Here is a 14,431-nt window from a genome sequence, read left to right as displayed (position 1 = left end):
TTCGCAAGCCTGGGTAGGATGGGTGGCGGGCGCCACCGGACACACAGACGAACGTGCGCTGCAAAAAACTATTCCCACGCTCTTCCCGATTTTTTTCGGGTGGCTGCACGGATTACCGAATTGGGAACGGCGAACGCCCCGCTCCTGTTGGCTTCACCAACCGCAACGACGGGAGACGACGAAATGACCGGCAAGAAGGTCGATGTGACCGCGCTGGAGGAAACGATGGACGAGGTGGTCGAGACCCTCGACCTCGCCGAGCAGGCCGCCGGCTATGTCCGGAAGGAAAGCACCGACCCCATGGAGCAGGCCCGCGCCGCCGCGGTGCAGAAGCAGGCCGAAGCCATGCTCGACGCCGCCGAGCAGGCCGCCACCGGGGAACGGCCGCAGCGCAGCAACCCCTCCCCCCTGCCGGGCATGCGCCGCCCGCCGCTGGTGAATTGAACGTTCTGCAAACTTTGCCCCCACCCTAACCCTCCCCCGCTATCGCAGGGGAGGGAATGGACGCCGCTTCGCGGAAGGCACCCTCCCCTGCGTAGCGGGGGAGGGCCGGGGGTGGGGGCAAAGAGAGTGGGGGCAAGGGGCGACTACGCCCCTTCCGCCGGCGCCCTGCCCGCCATACGCCCCTGCCCCTCCGGGCACACATCCAGCAGCGCACACCGCTCACAGGCCGGGTTGCGGTAAAAGCAGACCCGCTGCCCATGCAGCATCATCACCTCGTGATGATCGTAGATCTGCTGCGCCGTCCAATCCTGGGGAAGCCGCGCCTCCAGGACGGTGTGCGACGGACCGACCGCCACGCTGGAGGGGATCAGCCCGGTGCGCACCGCGACGCGGTGATGGTGGCTGTCCACCGGCAGGGCGGGACGGCGCAGGCTGCTGAAGCTCATCACCGCGGCGCTGGTCTTCGGGCCGACTCCGGGAAGCGCCTGCAGCCAGGCCCGCGCCTCCGGCACCGTCATCTCCGCCAGGAAATCAAGCGAGAGTTCGCCGCGCAGTTCGGTGATCCGCCGGAGGATCGCCTGGATGCGCGGCGCCTTCTGTTCCGGCCAGGTGACCCCGGCGATGACCGCCTCGACCTCCCCCGGATCGGCGTCGCGGACGGCGGCCCAACCCTCCCCCCAGCGCGCCCGCAAGGCGCGGAAGGCCGCCCCGGACGCCGCGTTGCGCGTGCGGTGCGACAGCAGCGACGACACCAGTTCGCTGAGCGGGTCGAGCGCGCGGAAATAGGCGATCGGACAGCCGAAGATCAGGCAGAGCCGACGGTGGATCTCCAGCAGCTTCTCGTCCGGCAAAGCAATGGGCGACAGCGCGAAGGACGCCTGGTCTTCGTTGGCCTTGAGGCGGCGCCTCACGGCGCCGTCACGCCGCCGGAGCGGCCGCCGTCCGGCAGCATCAGCCCCTCGTCCGCCGCCATGGCGCGGGCGCGGGGATCGGCCTGAACGGCGCGGGCGGTGCTGCGCGCGCGCTCCTGGACACGGCGGAAGGCGCGGAGCAGGGCCTGGGCCTCCGCCCGCTCCTGCGCGTCGCGCCGCGACTCCGCCGCTTCCGACGCGGCGATCTTGCCGGCGGTGGAGCGCTGCGTCTCGCTGTAGCCGAACAGGCCGGGCTCCCAGCGCTTGAGGTTGGCGTAGGCCAGGGCACGGGCGGCGCCGTCCAGCCCCTGCCCCTCCTCCCAGGCGGCGCGGGCGGCGTGCAGCTCGTCGGCCAGCACCCGCTGGGGCGGGCGCGGCGGTGGTGGCGGCGGCTGATGCAGCCGGGTGCGCGCCGCCCTCAGGGCGGCCACGCGGTCCGGATCGTCACGCCAACGGCGGGCGTCCGCGGCGGCATCGCGCCACGCGCCGATGAGCCGTTCCGGATCGGGTGCGGTGTCCCGCTTCGTCGATGCCATGGCCCTCCCCGTTGCAAGGGAAACGAACGCAGTGCTTTCGTCCTCAAGGATCTATGCCATGACGCCGCGAAGGCCAGACCGGGAAGGGCGGTAACCCCGAGGGTGCGGTCAGTCCGCCGCCTTACCCAGCAGATAGTCGATGTCCCCGCCTTCAAGTGCACTGATGAGACCGGTGCCCTCGATGGTTGCGTCCGACAGGTTTCCTTTGCGCCGTTGCAAGTCGAGGATGCGCTCCTCCACCGTGTCGGCGGCGATCAGCTTGTAAACGAAGACCGGTTTGTCCTGTCCGATTCGGTAGGCGCGGTCCGTCGCCTGGTCCTCGGCCGCCGGATTCCACCAGGGATCATAGTGTATCACCGTGTCCGCCGCCGTCAGGTTCAGGCCGCGCCCGCCCGCCTTCAGGCTGATGAGGAAGACCGGCACCTCGCGGTTCTGGAAGCGGTTGACCGGCTCCGCACGGTCCAGCGTGCGCCCGGTCAGCTCGACATAGCCAATCTTCGCCTCCTCCAGCCGCAGCTTGATGAGGTCGAGCATGGAGGTGAACTGCGAGAAGATCAGGATGCGCCGGCCTTCCGGCACCATCTCCAGCACCATGTCGGTCAGCGCGTCGAGCTTCGCGGTCTCCTTCACCTTGCCGGCGGCGGGGATCTTGACCAGACGCGGGTCGCAGCAGACCTGACGCAGCTTCAGAAGCGCGTCGATGATGGTGATGGCGTTGCGCGACACGCCGCTGACCGCCAGCGCCGCCCGCACCGTCTCGTTCACCGACAGGCGGATGGTCTCGTAGAGGTCGCGCTGCGCCGGTTCCAGGTCGATGCGCACCACCACCTCGGTCTTCGGCGGCAGTTCCTTGGCCACCGCCTCCTTGGTGCGGCGCAGCAGGAAGGGACGGATGCGGCGCATCAGCTGCTTGGCGCGGGTGCCGTCGGCGCGCTTCTCGATTGGGGTGCGGTAGCGGCGCCCGAACTCCTTGCGGTCGCCGAGCAGGCCGGGCATCAGGAAGGCGAACTGGCTCCACAGCTCGCCGAGATTGTTCTCCACCGGCGTGCCGGACAGGCAGAGCCGGTTGCGGGCGTTCAGCGCGCAGACGGCGCGGGTCGCCTTGCTGTCCGGATTCTTGATGGCCTGCGCCTCGTCGAGGATCAGCAGATGCCAGTCCCGGCGCTTCAGCACCTCGACGTCGCGGCCGACCACGCCGTAGGTGGTCACCACGATGTGGGCGCGGTCGAGGTCGCCCAGCTTCTCGTGCCGGTCCAGACCGTGCAGCACGACCACCCGCAGGTGCGGCGTGAAGCGCTGCGCCTCGGCCACCCAGTTGGGGACGAGGCTGGTCGGCACCACGACGAGGCAGGGGTCGGTCAGCCGCCCCTCCTTCTCCTCCATGGCGATGTGGGCCAGCGTCTGGGCGGTCTTGCCCAGCCCCATGTCGTCGGCCAGGATGCCGGCCACCCGGTTGGCCCGCAGCCCCTGCATCCAGGCGAGGCCGACGCGCTGGTAGTCGCGCAGCGTGCCCTGGAAGCCCGGCGGCGGGTCCATCTCCGCCGGCAGCTCCTCCTCCTGGATGGTCCGCAGGTAGCGGTCGATCTGGCCGGTGTCCTCGGTGCGGCGGGCGATCAGGTCGTCGATGTCCAGAAGCCCGTCGGCCTCGGTCAGCGGCACCTTCAGCGTGTCGTCCAGCCGCCGCCCGCTGTCCAGCATGGACTCCAGGACGCTCAGCAGCCGCTCGACCCGCTCCGCCGGCAGGGCCAGCACGTTGCCGTCGTCCAGCACCAGATGGGCGCGCCCGTCGATGACGCGGGTCGCCTCCATGCCGCCGCGCTCGATCAGGGTCGCCAGGATCGGCAGCAGGGCGCGGCGTTCCCCGTCGATCTCCACGCCGACGTCGAGGTCGAACCAGCCGTCGCCGGAATCGCGCACGGCGACCGCCACCTCCTCGTTCGCCTCCACCACGCGGGTGCCGAAGTCGGCGCCGATCTCGACGGTCCAGCCGTCCTTGCGCAGGGCCGGCACCTCGGTGGTCAGGAAGGCCGACCACCGCTCGTCGGCGTCCTTGCCGGTCAGCCAGTGGACGCGGGTGCCGCGGGCGTTCAACTGGCCCTTGGGCGGCTCGATCCGCGCCTGGGCGAAGCCGAAGGCGGCCAACCTCTCCAGCGCGCCCTGCTCCAGCGCCTTGTCGCGGCGGACGAAGACCGCCCCGGCGGGCTCCTCGACGCGGGCGAACTGGCGCTGGTCGTCGGGCTCGATCTCCGAGGGCGAATCCTCCTCGCCATAGTCGAAGGCCAGCCGCAGCACGTCCACCAGCCCGCCGTCCGGCGACACCACCCGGCCCAGCCGGGCGACGACGCGCGGGTCGCGCTCGATGATGGTCGCGGCGGGGTCGGAGCCTATGCGCACGCCGCCGGGCATCCCCGCGGCGAAGGCCGAGGCCGCCGGAAAGTCCGGGCGCTCCGGCGCGGAGCGGGACGGCGCGGGCCGGATGGAGGCCTTCAGGGCCGCCGCCTTCGAGGGAACCGCCTTCGCGGCGGGCGGCGGGACGGCGGCCTTGGGCTTCGGCACCTCCACCACCTGCAATTCGACGGGGCAGACGGTGCCGGCCTTCGGATCGACGCACCAGTAGCCCAGCCCCTTGATCAGCGCGGCGCCGGGCGGCAGGCCGGTCGGGCGCAGCTTGCGCGTCGCCGGGTCGCGGAAGGCGCGGATGGTCATCCCCGCCCCCTCCGCCAGCGTTGTTCCGCCGCGCCAGCGCAGTCGCCCGCAGCCGAGCAGACGGCGCAGGATGCGGTCCACCACGTCGCCGCGGCTCTTGGCGACCGGCGTGCGCACCACCCCGCCGCCGCCCAGCATCCGGGCGATGGCGCGGTCCACGTCGCCGTCCAGGCTGCGCGGCGCGCGGGCCAGCACGTCGCGCGGGCTGGCCGGGGTGGATACGTCGTCGCCCTCCCCCGCCCCTTCCACCGCGATCACGGCGGAGACGAACATCGCCGCGTCGTCCTTGCCCGGCTCCAGGGTCCAGCGGACGCTGAGCACCGGTTCGGGCGGCGGCGGCGGTGGGGGAGGAGAAGGCGTCGGCTCCGCAGGAGGCGGCGGCACGGGGGCCGGGTCGGGAACCGCCTGGAGCACGGGGTGCGGCGCGGCCGGGGGCGCGTCGAACAGGGACATCTGCCGCCCTTCGGGACGGGCGTCCAGGGTCATCAGCGCCGCCGCGGCCATGTGGGCGCAGGCGTTGCGCCCGCAGGTGCAGCTCTTGTCGAAGACCACCCGGCTGCGCCCGCGCACCGGGACGACCGTCACCGACAGGGTCCGCCCGAGGTCGGTCACCGTGGCGGCGATCCGCCCCTCCGCCTCCAGGAGCGTCACCGCCCCGGTCAGGATGAGCGTGCGCCCGCGCTGCAGCGTCTTCGCATCGAAGACGCGCGCCAGATCCTCCTGCGAAAAGGAGACCGTCGCGCTGGCGGTGGCGGCGGCGCGTGGAAGGGAGCCGAACAGCGACATGGGCCGGAAGGGATACCGAAAAGCAGAACGGGTCAGGAACGGGGGCGTCGGTATAAGCCCACACCATGCCCCGTCGCAAGCCCGCTCTCAACCCTCAACCGACGCCCCAAGGCAAACATTCCGGTTGCCAAGTCCCGGGAAGTCCAGCCATGGACGACGGCCGCATCCGGCAAGGAAAACACCCGCTACAGCCGCTCCAGGAAACTGTTCAGCGGCGGCATCGGGCCGCAGACCGGGGATTCCTCACGCAGCAGATAGGCGAAATGCTTCAGCATCGGCTCCGCGTTGGTGCGGTCGCCGAGCGCGTAAGTAGCGACGCCGAACAGAACGACCAGGGCCAGGACCAGCGGGCTGAGGTTCAGGCGGGAGGGCGCCATCCGGTTGAAGCTCTGCGCGAAGGCGGCCACCGCCAGCCCGCCGAGGCCGAGGCCGACCACCACCTCCGTCACCGAATGGTAGCGCAGCAGGATGCGCGAGGCCGCCACGCCCACCACCAGCCCGAGGGCTCCCAGGACCACCATGCCGCGCCGCCAGCCGTCCAGCGAGCGCGCCGCCATCACACCGACCGCCCCATAGACGGCCGCGGCAAGCGCGGCGTGTCCGCTGGGGCTGGTCAGCCGGTCGTCGAACAGGCGGAAGCCGCAGGCGTGGCCCAGGATCTTCAGCAGCGCCACCGAGCCCATCAGCATGCCCAGCACGACGAGCCAGCGCGCCGCCGAGACGGCCGAATGGCGGCGCCACAGCATCACGATCAGGATGCCGGCCACCGGCAGCACGAAGGACGTGCTGCCGAGAAGCGAGATCGCCTTGTTGACGTGCCAGAGGTTCAGATGTCCCACGGTCCTTGCGGCTCCCTTTCCGTTCAGCGCATGCGAACGAGCATCCCGTCCCGGTAGTTCCAGGCCGCCGTGCTCTTTCCATCGGAAACGGGCAGCGAGACGGTCAGCGTCCGGTCGGCCTGCTCCACCTTCGGCGCGTCGCTGCAGGTCCCGAAGGGCAGCGAGACGGAGGGCTTGGCCCCGCCGAGGTCGAGCACGCGGAAGCGCGCGGCGCATTTGCCGTCCACGCTCTCCTGCAGCAGCACCAGCCAGCGCCCTTCCATGTTGTAGGCGTTCACGAAGGACAGGGTGCGCCCCTCGCGGTCCTCGTAGACGACGCGGTCGTTGACGGTCACCTGGATGACCTTCGGGCCGAGTTCGACCATCTGGACGACCTCGTTGCCGATGGCCGCGGACACCAGGACCGCGGCGCCGGACCGGTCGTCCGCCGCCTGGGCCGCACCGGCCGCCGCCGACAAGGAAAGTGCCATCAGCAACCCCGCCGGCCCCATAACGGCGCGGCTCAGAAACGTCATGCCCATAGCTGTTCTCAAATGCCCTTCTGGCTGGTCGCTCTCCACGCCAAGGTAAGCCCAACCGCCGCCATTCTGTAGTCCGTCAAAGGGCTGACATCCCCTTGCCGGAAAAATTTCACGGGCCGGACGATTTTGGTTGCCTTCCGGCCACGGCCCGATTAAAAACCGCGCCACCGCAGACGACGGCCTCGCCGACGCCGCGGCAGAGAGAAGCGCCCGTAGCTCAGCTGGATAGAGCACCAGACTACGAATCTGGGGGTCAGGAGTTCGAATCTCTTCGGGCGCGCCACTCTCCTCTTCCCGCAGGATTGTTCCCTACTGCATTGATGAACGCGGTTGGATCAGCTGATCCGACGGCGTTATTCTTGTTTTCGGGAGTTTTCGGAAATCGTCCGCACCCGCCGTGGGCGGACCGAAGGGGAGGAAGCCGTCATGACGGGACCACGGACGGTCACGCCGCTGGCGAAGCCGGAGTTGCCGGCTCTCGCGGCTCTTCTCGCCATGGAAGGCTTGCCGAACCAGGACATCGCCGACGCAGGGCGGCGCTTCTGGCGCGTCGACGACCCCGATGGGCTCCTGGGTTACGGCGGCCTGGAAGTCTATGGGCGCGACGGGCTGCTCCGCTCGGTCGTGGTCCTGCCGGAACGGCGCCGCCGGGGCAACGGTCACGCGGTCGTGGATGCGATCTCCCGGGAGGCCATGGCGCTCGGCCTGGACCGGCTGTGGCTGCTGACCATCGGTGCCGCCGGCTTCTTCGAACGCATCGGATTCAGGCGTGCGGAACGGAGCGAGGCCCCGCCGGACGTCCGGGCCAGCGCGCAATTCGCCAGCCTCTGCCCCGGCAGCGCCGTCTGCCTGCGCCGCGACCTTGCGTCGCCCGTGGCGGAAACCGCCGCGAGGGACGCCGCCACGGCTATCCCGTCAGAAATCGCTCCAGTCCGGTGATGGTCGCACGATCACGATAGACGACGGGAAGAGCGGCGGTCTGGCGGGAACCGCGGATGGCCCGCGCCGCGGGGTCGAGCCCCAGGCGAACGGCGTCGGCGATGAAGCCGTCCGGACTTTGGGCGACCACATCGGCCATGCCGAGGCGGTCCAACAGGGCGGCGGCCAGCCGTCCGCGCATGAAGTTCCCCCGCAGGGTAACCACCGGAAGCCCCGCCTCCACCGCCTGCAAGGCCGTGTTGAAGCCGGAAAAGCCGATGCTGTCGAGATAGACGTCCATCAGCCGCAGCGTCGCCAGATACGCGTCATGGTCGAGCGGATCGCTGAAGACACAGCGCTCCCGGCTGTCGATGCCCCGGAGAGCGAAGGCCCGCTCCAGCCGATCCTCAAAGACGCGGGTGACGGTGGGCTGGCTGTGCCGGAAGAACAGGAACCGGCTGCCCGGCACGGCGGCGGCGATGGCGGGAAACACATGGTCGTGCTGCGGCAGGTACTTGAACAGGCTTTGGCTGCACAGGAAGGCCGGCGCCCCGTCGGACAGGCCGAACCGCCCGCGCGCGACCGACGCGACGGGTCGCCGCGTGGGCTCGACGTAGCAACCAAGGTTGGGCAGGCGGTGCAGGCGCTCGCTGTAGAAGGCGTCTCCATCCGGCGGTTCCAGCAGGTCGCCCGACAGGTAATGGTCGAGCGTGGGAAGCCCCGTCGTGTCAGGGTGTCCCCAGGCCACGGCCTGCACCGGCGCGAGGCGGAGCGCCGCGAGCCGATGGGTCATCGGTTCCATGCCGACCTCGGGGAACAGCAGAACGTCGGGCCGGTCGGCGACGATGGTCTCCGCCCAGCGCTCCACGGTGCCGAGGCCGCGCCGGAACACCGCGCACCGCGACGCGGCCAGAGCGGTGCAGGCGTCCTCCTCTCCGGTGACATGGTATCCGAGAAGGGTGAAGCGCTCCGGATCGAGTTGGGTGAGCCAGCCGGCCAGGATCGCCCGCCACACCGAATGGTCGTGGAAGTAGGACGAGACGATCCCGACCCGCAACCGCGCCCGGACCGTCCGGGGACGGGCCGTTTCCGGGATGGCCGGGATGCGGCTCCCCAGACGCGCCTCCATCAGCCCGGCCATGATGCCGCCGTAGGTTTTCTGCAAAGCCCGGTTGTCCAAGCCCTGGTAGGCCAGCAGGAAAGGCAGATGCGCGCCCGCGAGGTCCGCGGCGCTCCGCCGCGCCTCGGCCGGAGCGCCCGGGCCGATCAGCCCGTCGAGCGCGGCGAGGTGATGCGCGTAGGCCTTGCGCCTGGACCCCAGTTCCGCCCCGTCGGCGTAGACGTGGCGGAGTTGCGCGACGCACAAGGCCATCCGGCACGCGGCGTCCCACGGTGCGGCCTCCACCCCCCGGGTCAGGAAGCCGATGGCCAAAGCGTCTTCGCCGCGGCTGGCGTGGAGCACCCCCAAGGCGTGCAGCAGCCCCGCATGGTCGGGGGCGGCGCGCACCCCATGGTTCAACATCCGCAGACGGTCGGCCGGGCAAGGCCCGGATGACGCGCTGCCCAGCCCGAAATAGGCGTCGCCGTTGTCGGGCTGGCAGGCGATCGCCCGACGGAACGCCGCCATCGCCGCCTCGGTGCGCCCGAGATCGGCGAGCGCGGCGCCAAGATTGACCAGCAGCATCGCGGAGCCGGGCGAGAGCCGCGCGGCCCAGCGGAAGGAGGTCGCCGCCAACGCCACGGCGCCGCCGGCGCGCAGGAGGTTGCCCAGGTTGTTGCAGGCCGCGCCATGGCTCGGGTCGAGCGCGATGAGACGGCGATAGGCCGCCACCGCCCCCCTCTCCTCCCCCCGCGCCCGCAGCATCCGCGCAAGGGAGAAGCACAGGCTACCCTCCTCGGGCCTCAGGCGGAGGAGTTGCCGGAGCACCGACACGGCTTCGTCGGTCGGAGGCCCTTCGGCCAGCAGCGGCGCCAGACCGGCCAGCGCATCCGGGTGGCCGGGGCGCAGCGTCAGCGCCCGGCGGTGGAGCGCGGCCGCCTCGTCCGTCCGGCCCATCGCCACGGCCAGCTTGCCGAAGTTGGCGTGGAAGTCGGCGATGTCCGGCGCACTGGCAATGGCGCGGCGAATCCGCGCCATCGCTTCCGTGGGGCGGCCCTGCTGCCCGTCGAGCACGCCTGAAAGATGCAGCGCGTGAGGCTGGTCCGGCTCGACGGCGAGGATTCGTCCGTAAAGCTCCCTGGCCTCCGTCAGTGCACCCTGGAGGTGATACTCGACCGCAAGCCCCAGCGCTTCCTGCACCGTCGCCATGGAGAAGCCCCCGCGCGCATCTTGACCGATCAAAGCAGCCTAGGGGGATTGCTGCTGTCCCGACAGCTTTTCGGCGCGGCAACCTTTTGGGCGGCAACCCATTGGAAAGATTGGTGGGCCCGGCCGGATTCGAACCGACGACAACACCGTTATGAGCGGCGCGTTCTAACCGCTGAACTACAGGCCCCCACCAAGGGATGCCGAATGTGCCCAGAACCGGGAGCTTATGCAACCCCGTTCGAGGGAGGCCGCAACCAAAATGAAGAAAGCACCCAAAATGAAAAGGGGGACCCGAAGGTCCCCCGCTTTCCATACGACCGCAGTGCCTGCGGCGCCGACGTCCCCGGAACCCTCAGGTGTCCAGGAAGCTGCGCAGCTTGCGCGACCGCGACGGGTGCTTCAGCTTGCGAAGCGCCTTCGCCTCGATCTGGCGGATGCGCTCGCGGGTCACGTTGAACTGCTGGCCGACTTCCTCCAGCGTGTGGTCGGTGTTCATGCCGATGCCGAAGCGCATGCGCAGGACACGCTCCTCGCGCGGCGTCAGCGAGGCCAGGACGCGGGTCGTCGTCTCGCGCAGGTTCGCCTGGATGGCGGCGTCGAGCGGCAGCACCGCGTTCTTGTCCTCGATGAAGTCGCCGAGATGCGAATCCTCCTCGTCGCCGATCGGCGTTTCGAGGGAGATCGGCTCCTTGGCGATCTTCAGGACCTTGCGGACCTTCTCCAGCGGCATCATCAGACGCTCCGCCAGCTCCTCCGGGGTCGGCTCGCGGCCGATCTCGTGCAGCATCTGGCGGCTGGTGCGGACCAGCTTGTTGATCGTCTCGATCATGTGGACCGGGATGCGGATGGTCCGCGCCTGGTCGGCGATCGAGCGGGTGATCGCCTGACGGATCCACCACGTCGCGTAGGTCGAGAACTTGTAGCCGCGCCGGTACTCGAACTTGTCCACCGCCTTCATCAGGCCGATGTTGCCCTCCTGGATCAGGTCCAGGAACTGCAGGCCGCGGTTCGTGTACTTCTTCGCGATGGAGATCACGAGGCGCAGGTTGGCCTCGACCATCTCCTTCTTCGCGCGGCTCGCTTCCTTCTCGCCCTTCTGGACGGTGGAGACGATGCGGCGGAACTCGCTGATCGGCAGCTTGGCCTCGTCCGAGATGCTCGACACGCCGTCGCGCGTCTTGCGGATGTCGGCCTCGTACTTGTCGTAGAACTTGCCCCAGGTCTTGGGGTTCAGGCCGCGGATGCGCTCCAGCCAGTTCGGGTCGAGTTCGTGCCCGAAATAGTGGTTCAAGAAGTCCTCGCGCTTCACGCGGCAGTCGGTCGCCATGCGCAGCAGCTTGCCTTCGAAGCCGGTCAGCTTGCGGTTCAGGGCGTAGAGCTGCTCGACAAGCTGCTCGATGCGCTGGTTGTTCAGGCGCACCGTGTTCATCAGCTCGACCATCTCGGTCTTGAGCTTGTCGTACTTCTTGTCCGACTGCTTGGCCACGTCCTCGCCGCGCTGGATGGCCGCGATGCGGCCCTCGTGCAGCTTGTGCAGCTTGTCGTAGGTGGCCTTGATCTTCTCGAAGGTCTCGATGACCTGCGGCTTCAGCGCGGCTTCCATGGCCGACAGGGACAGGCTGTTCTCGCCGTCCTCGTCGCCTTCCTCCTCGCTCTCGCCCTCGGGACGCGGCGGACGCTCCTCCTCGGTCTCCTCCGGAGCGGCTTCCACCGTCTCGGCCAGACCTTCGGGGATTTCCTCACCGTCCGGGCCGCCGCCATAGGTGGCGTCCAGGTCGATGATGTCGCGCAGCAGCATCTTCCCTTCCATGAGGGCGTCGTGCCACTCGAGGATGGCGCGGATGGTCAGCGGCGATTCGCAGATCGCCCCGATCATCATCTCGCGCCCGGCCTCGATGCGCTTGGCGATGGCGATTTCGCCCTCGCGGGACAGCAGCTCAACCGAGCCCATCTCGCGCAGATACATGCGCACGGGGTCGTCGGTGCGGCCGATGTCGTCATCGTCCAGATTGCCGGCGGACCGGCCTTCGCCCTCGCCGTCGGCGTTGGCGTTGCCTTCCGAATCCTGCTCTTCCGATTCGACGATGTTGATGCCCATCTCGGAGAGCATGGCCATCGTGTCTTCGATCTGCTCGGAAGACGAGGTGTCCTGCGGCAGGGCGGCGTTCAGCTCGTCATAGGTGACGTAGCCACGCTCCTTGCCGCGGGCGATCATCTTCTTGACGGCAAGACCCATGCCGTCCATGAGCGGGCCGTCGCCGGCCTCGTCCCGGGCTTCGGAAACTTCAACGCTGTTCGCAGCTTTCGTGGCCATGCGATCGATGCCCCCGCATTACCCCATAATAAAAACCCATAGCGCGCACCGCAGCGGCCCCCCGCTGTCGATCCGCACCTGCTTAAACCGGTTGTGAACCGTACCGGAGCCTGTCCGGTCTGACCCTTCCGGGTCTCATTCCCTCCGGCCCTTCCCTTCCGCACCACGCCCGGCGGCGCTGGCCGCTAGGCATCGTCGAGATCCTCGTCATCCGTCATACCCATTCCGGACCTGATGACCTCCTGTTGAAGGGCCACGACCCGCGCGAAGTTCGCCTCGCTGTTGTCACGGGCCAAAGCCGCCTCCGCTTCTCTCAAATCGGCCATCACCTGCCTGTGATGCAGGTGATGCCATGTCGGCCACCACCCCCGTTTCGCATCCAAGGAGGACGCATCCGGGCGTGCAAAGCCGGCATGGACATAGGTCGACTCGCTGAGCAGAGAGCGGACAATGGTATCATAGCCGGCGGAAGACAAGTGGCGACAAAGCGATGCGGCGTCAAGTCCCGAGTCGTTTTCCCGCCGTTCAGCAAGCAATCCAATGACCGCTTGGCGCAATTCCTCCAATTCCCGGTCGGGAAACGGCAGCATGCCCAACGATTCGCCCAACTCATCAAACAGTTCGGGGTGGTTAATGATCACGGCGAGCAGAACGCGTTCCCGCGCGGCGGCGAGATTGCCGGGGTTGCGGCGGCGGTGGCCGGGCGGCGGCGCGGTGCGCAGGCCCGGCAGGCCCGGCGTGTGACGGCGCGTCGGCTGGCCGAAACGCCCGCCCCCCTGCCCCCCGCCCTGCCAGGAACCGTTCGGGACCCAGGGGCCGCGGCCGTTGCGCTGGCGCGGCGGCGGGGCGAAGGCCTCGTCGACGCGGCGGCGCATCTCGGTGCGGTAGAAGGACTGCACGTCGCGGTCGGCGATCTGCCCGACCCGCGAGTCCAGGGCGGCCTTCACCGCCGCCTTCGATTCGGGCGTGTCGGTGGGCTTGCCCTCGGTCTCCATGCGCCACACCGCCTCGGACAGCGGGATGGCCTCGCCCAGCACCTCCTGCATGGCGCGGGGACCGTGCAGGCGGATCAGGCTGTCGGGGTCCTCCCCCTCCGGCAGGAAGGCGACGCGGGCGGAATGGCCGGGCGCGAGGTGCGGCAGGATGCGCTCCACCGCCCGCCACGCCGCCCGGCGCCCGGCGTTGTCGCCGTCGAAGCAGAGGAAGGGCACCTTCTCCGCGTCGGGGATCAGCTTCCACAGCTCCTGGACCTGCGTCTCGGTCAGGGCGGTGCCGAGCGGCGCCACCGCGCCCTCGAACCCGGCGCGGACCAGCGCGATGACGTCCATGTAGCCTTCGGCGACGATCACCGGCTTGCCGTCCGCCGCCGCCTGCCGCGCCCGGGACAGGCCGTACAACAGCGTGCCCTTGTGGAACAGCGGCGTGTCGGCGGTGTTGACGTATTTCGGGCCGTCGCCCTCCAGGATGCGGCCGCCGAAGGCGACCACCCGGCCGCGCCGGTCGGTCACCGGGAAGATCACCCGGTTGCGGAAGAAGCTGTAGGGCGTGCGCCCGTCCTCCGGCCGCTTCAGCAGGCCGGCGGTCACCATGTCCTCCTCCGAGAAGCCCTGCTTCAGCAGCTGGCTGCGCAGCGCGCCGGAATCGCCGGGGGCGAAGCCCAGGCGGAAGCGCGCCATGCCGTCGGTGTCCAGCCCGCGGCGCTGGAAATACTCCAGCCCGGCGCGGCCCGCCGGGGCGTAGAGCTGCTGCTCGAACCAGCGGGCGGCCTGCTCCACCAGATCGTGCAGCGTCTTGCGCCGCTCATAGCGCTGCTTGTCCTCCTCGGTGGCGCGGGGGACCGGCAGCCCCGCCTCGCCGGCCAGCGCCTCCACCGCCTCCGGGAAGGCGAGGTTGTCGTGGCGCATGACGAAGCCGATGATGTCGCCGTGCGCCCCGCAGCCGAAGCAATGGAAGAAGCCCTTCTGGTCGTTGACGTAGAAGGACGGCGACTTCTCGTTGTGGAAGGGGCACGGCGCCTTGTACTCGCGGCCGGCGCGGATCAGGCGCAGACGCTTGCCCACCACGTCCGACAAGGCGAGGCGGGTGCGGAGTTCTTCCAGGAACTGGGGCGGGAAGGCCATGGGCGGGCGGCTCCCGTGCTAGATCGGA

At 69.6% G+C, this 14,431-nt stretch carries 10 protein-coding genes and 2 tRNA genes; 3 read left to right on the top strand and 9 right to left on the bottom strand.

Annotated features, from left to right (window positions below; genetic code table 11):
- Positions 1-183 precede the first annotated feature (183 nt).
- Entirely contained in the window at positions 184-444 is a 261-nt protein-coding gene (locus tag TSH58p_RS15885; RefSeq protein WP_109070552.1) for a hypothetical protein, read from the top strand.
- A gap of 143 nt (positions 445-587) precedes the next feature.
- On the opposite strand, the gene nth is transcribed toward TSH58p_RS15885, so the two are convergent.
- From nth to TSH58p_RS33130, 5 genes are all read right to left on the bottom strand, one after another.
- Positions 588-1,355 carry an endonuclease III gene (gene nth / locus TSH58p_RS15880; RefSeq protein WP_247874085.1) on the bottom strand — a complete coding sequence of 256 codons (768 nt, stop codon included), beginning with the start codon at positions 1,353-1,355 and terminating at the stop codon, positions 588-590.
- The gene (locus TSH58p_RS15875) at positions 1,352-1,891 is read right to left on the bottom strand and encodes a hypothetical protein (protein WP_109070553.1); all 540 of its coding nucleotides are present in this window, start codon (positions 1,889-1,891) and stop codon (positions 1,352-1,354) included. The genes nth and TSH58p_RS15875 overlap by 4 nt, the downstream gene beginning before the upstream one ends.
- Positions 1,892-1,999: 108 nt before the next feature.
- Entirely contained in the window at positions 2,000-5,383 is a 3,384-nt protein-coding gene (locus TSH58p_RS15870) for a DEAD/DEAH box helicase (protein ID WP_109070554.1), read from the bottom strand.
- Between the two features lie 185 nt (positions 5,384-5,568).
- A complete protein-coding gene (locus tag TSH58p_RS15865; RefSeq protein WP_158282617.1) occupies positions 5,569-6,222 on the bottom strand; it encodes a phosphatase PAP2 family protein in 654 nt (217 codons plus the stop codon).
- Positions 6,223-6,245: 23 nt separating this feature from the next.
- Positions 6,246-6,692: a hypothetical protein gene (locus tag TSH58p_RS33130; RefSeq protein WP_158282618.1), complete on the bottom strand. Its 447-nt coding sequence runs from the start codon at positions 6,690-6,692 to the stop codon at positions 6,246-6,248.
- 257 nt (positions 6,693-6,949) lie between these two features.
- On the opposite strand from TSH58p_RS33130, the gene TSH58p_RS15860 reads away from it, so the two are divergent.
- Positions 6,950-7,026: transfer RNA gene (locus TSH58p_RS15860), tRNA-Arg, on the top strand.
- A 143-nt stretch (positions 7,027-7,169) separates the two neighbouring features.
- Positions 7,170-7,682, top strand: a complete 513-nt coding sequence (gene arsN2, locus TSH58p_RS15855; RefSeq protein ID WP_109070556.1) for an arsenic resistance N-acetyltransferase ArsN2 — start codon at positions 7,170-7,172, stop codon at positions 7,680-7,682.
- Here the strand turns inward: arsN2 and TSH58p_RS15850 are convergent.
- The 4 genes from TSH58p_RS15850 to dnaG all read right to left on the bottom strand — a co-directional run bounded on the left by TSH58p_RS15850 (position 7,651) and on the right by dnaG (position 14,403).
- Positions 7,651-9,969, bottom strand: coding sequence for a glycosyltransferase family 41 protein (locus TSH58p_RS15850; RefSeq protein WP_146205889.1), 2,319 nt, complete (start codon positions 9,967-9,969; stop codon positions 7,651-7,653). The two genes, arsN2 and TSH58p_RS15850, sit on opposite strands and share 32 nt — an antisense overlap.
- Before the next feature lie 111 nt (positions 9,970-10,080).
- Positions 10,081-10,156: transfer RNA gene (locus TSH58p_RS15845), tRNA-Ile, on the bottom strand.
- Positions 10,157-10,321: 165 nt separating this feature from the next.
- A complete protein-coding gene (rpoD, locus tag TSH58p_RS15840; RefSeq protein WP_094302951.1) occupies positions 10,322-12,283 on the bottom strand; it encodes an RNA polymerase sigma factor RpoD in 1,962 nt (653 codons plus the stop codon).
- A 185-nt stretch (positions 12,284-12,468) separates the two neighbouring features.
- A complete protein-coding gene (dnaG, locus tag TSH58p_RS15835; protein ID WP_109070558.1) occupies positions 12,469-14,403 on the bottom strand; it encodes a DNA primase in 1,935 nt (644 codons plus the stop codon).
- Positions 14,404-14,431 lie beyond the last annotated feature (28 nt).

The sequence above is a fragment of the Azospirillum sp. TSH58 genome (assembly GCF_003119115.1).
Lineage (GTDB): Bacteria > Pseudomonadota > Alphaproteobacteria > Azospirillales > Azospirillaceae > Azospirillum.
Note: the sequence above shows the minus strand (reverse complement) of the source record. Positions and strands in the feature narration are given on the sequence as shown.

Excerpts from the sequence above, each read along its gene's own strand:
- TSH58p_RS15870 (WP_109070554.1), bottom strand. The coding sequence starts at position 5,383 with ATGTCGCTGTTCGGCTCCCTTCCACGCGCCGCCGCCACCGCCAGCGCG.
- TSH58p_RS15885 (WP_109070552.1), top strand. The coding sequence starts at position 184 with ATGACCGGCAAGAAGGTCGATGTGACCGCGCTGGAGGAAACGATGGAC.
- arsN2 (WP_109070556.1), top strand. The coding sequence starts at position 7,170 with ATGACGGGACCACGGACGGTCACGCCGCTGGCGAAGCCGGAGTTGCCG.
- dnaG (WP_109070558.1), bottom strand. The coding sequence starts at position 14,403 with ATGGCCTTCCCGCCCCAGTTCCTGGAAGAACTCCGCACCCGCCTCGCC.
- TSH58p_RS33130 (WP_158282618.1), bottom strand. The coding sequence starts at position 6,692 with ATGGCACTTTCCTTGTCGGCGGCGGCCGGTGCGGCCCAGGCGGCGGAC.
- rpoD (WP_094302951.1), bottom strand. The coding sequence starts at position 12,283 with ATGGCCACGAAAGCTGCGAACAGCGTTGAAGTTTCCGAAGCCCGGGAC.
- TSH58p_RS15850 (WP_146205889.1), bottom strand. The coding sequence starts at position 9,969 with ATGGCGACGGTGCAGGAAGCGCTGGGGCTTGCGGTCGAGTATCACCTC.
- TSH58p_RS15875 (WP_109070553.1), bottom strand. The coding sequence starts at position 1,891 with ATGGCATCGACGAAGCGGGACACCGCACCCGATCCGGAACGGCTCATC.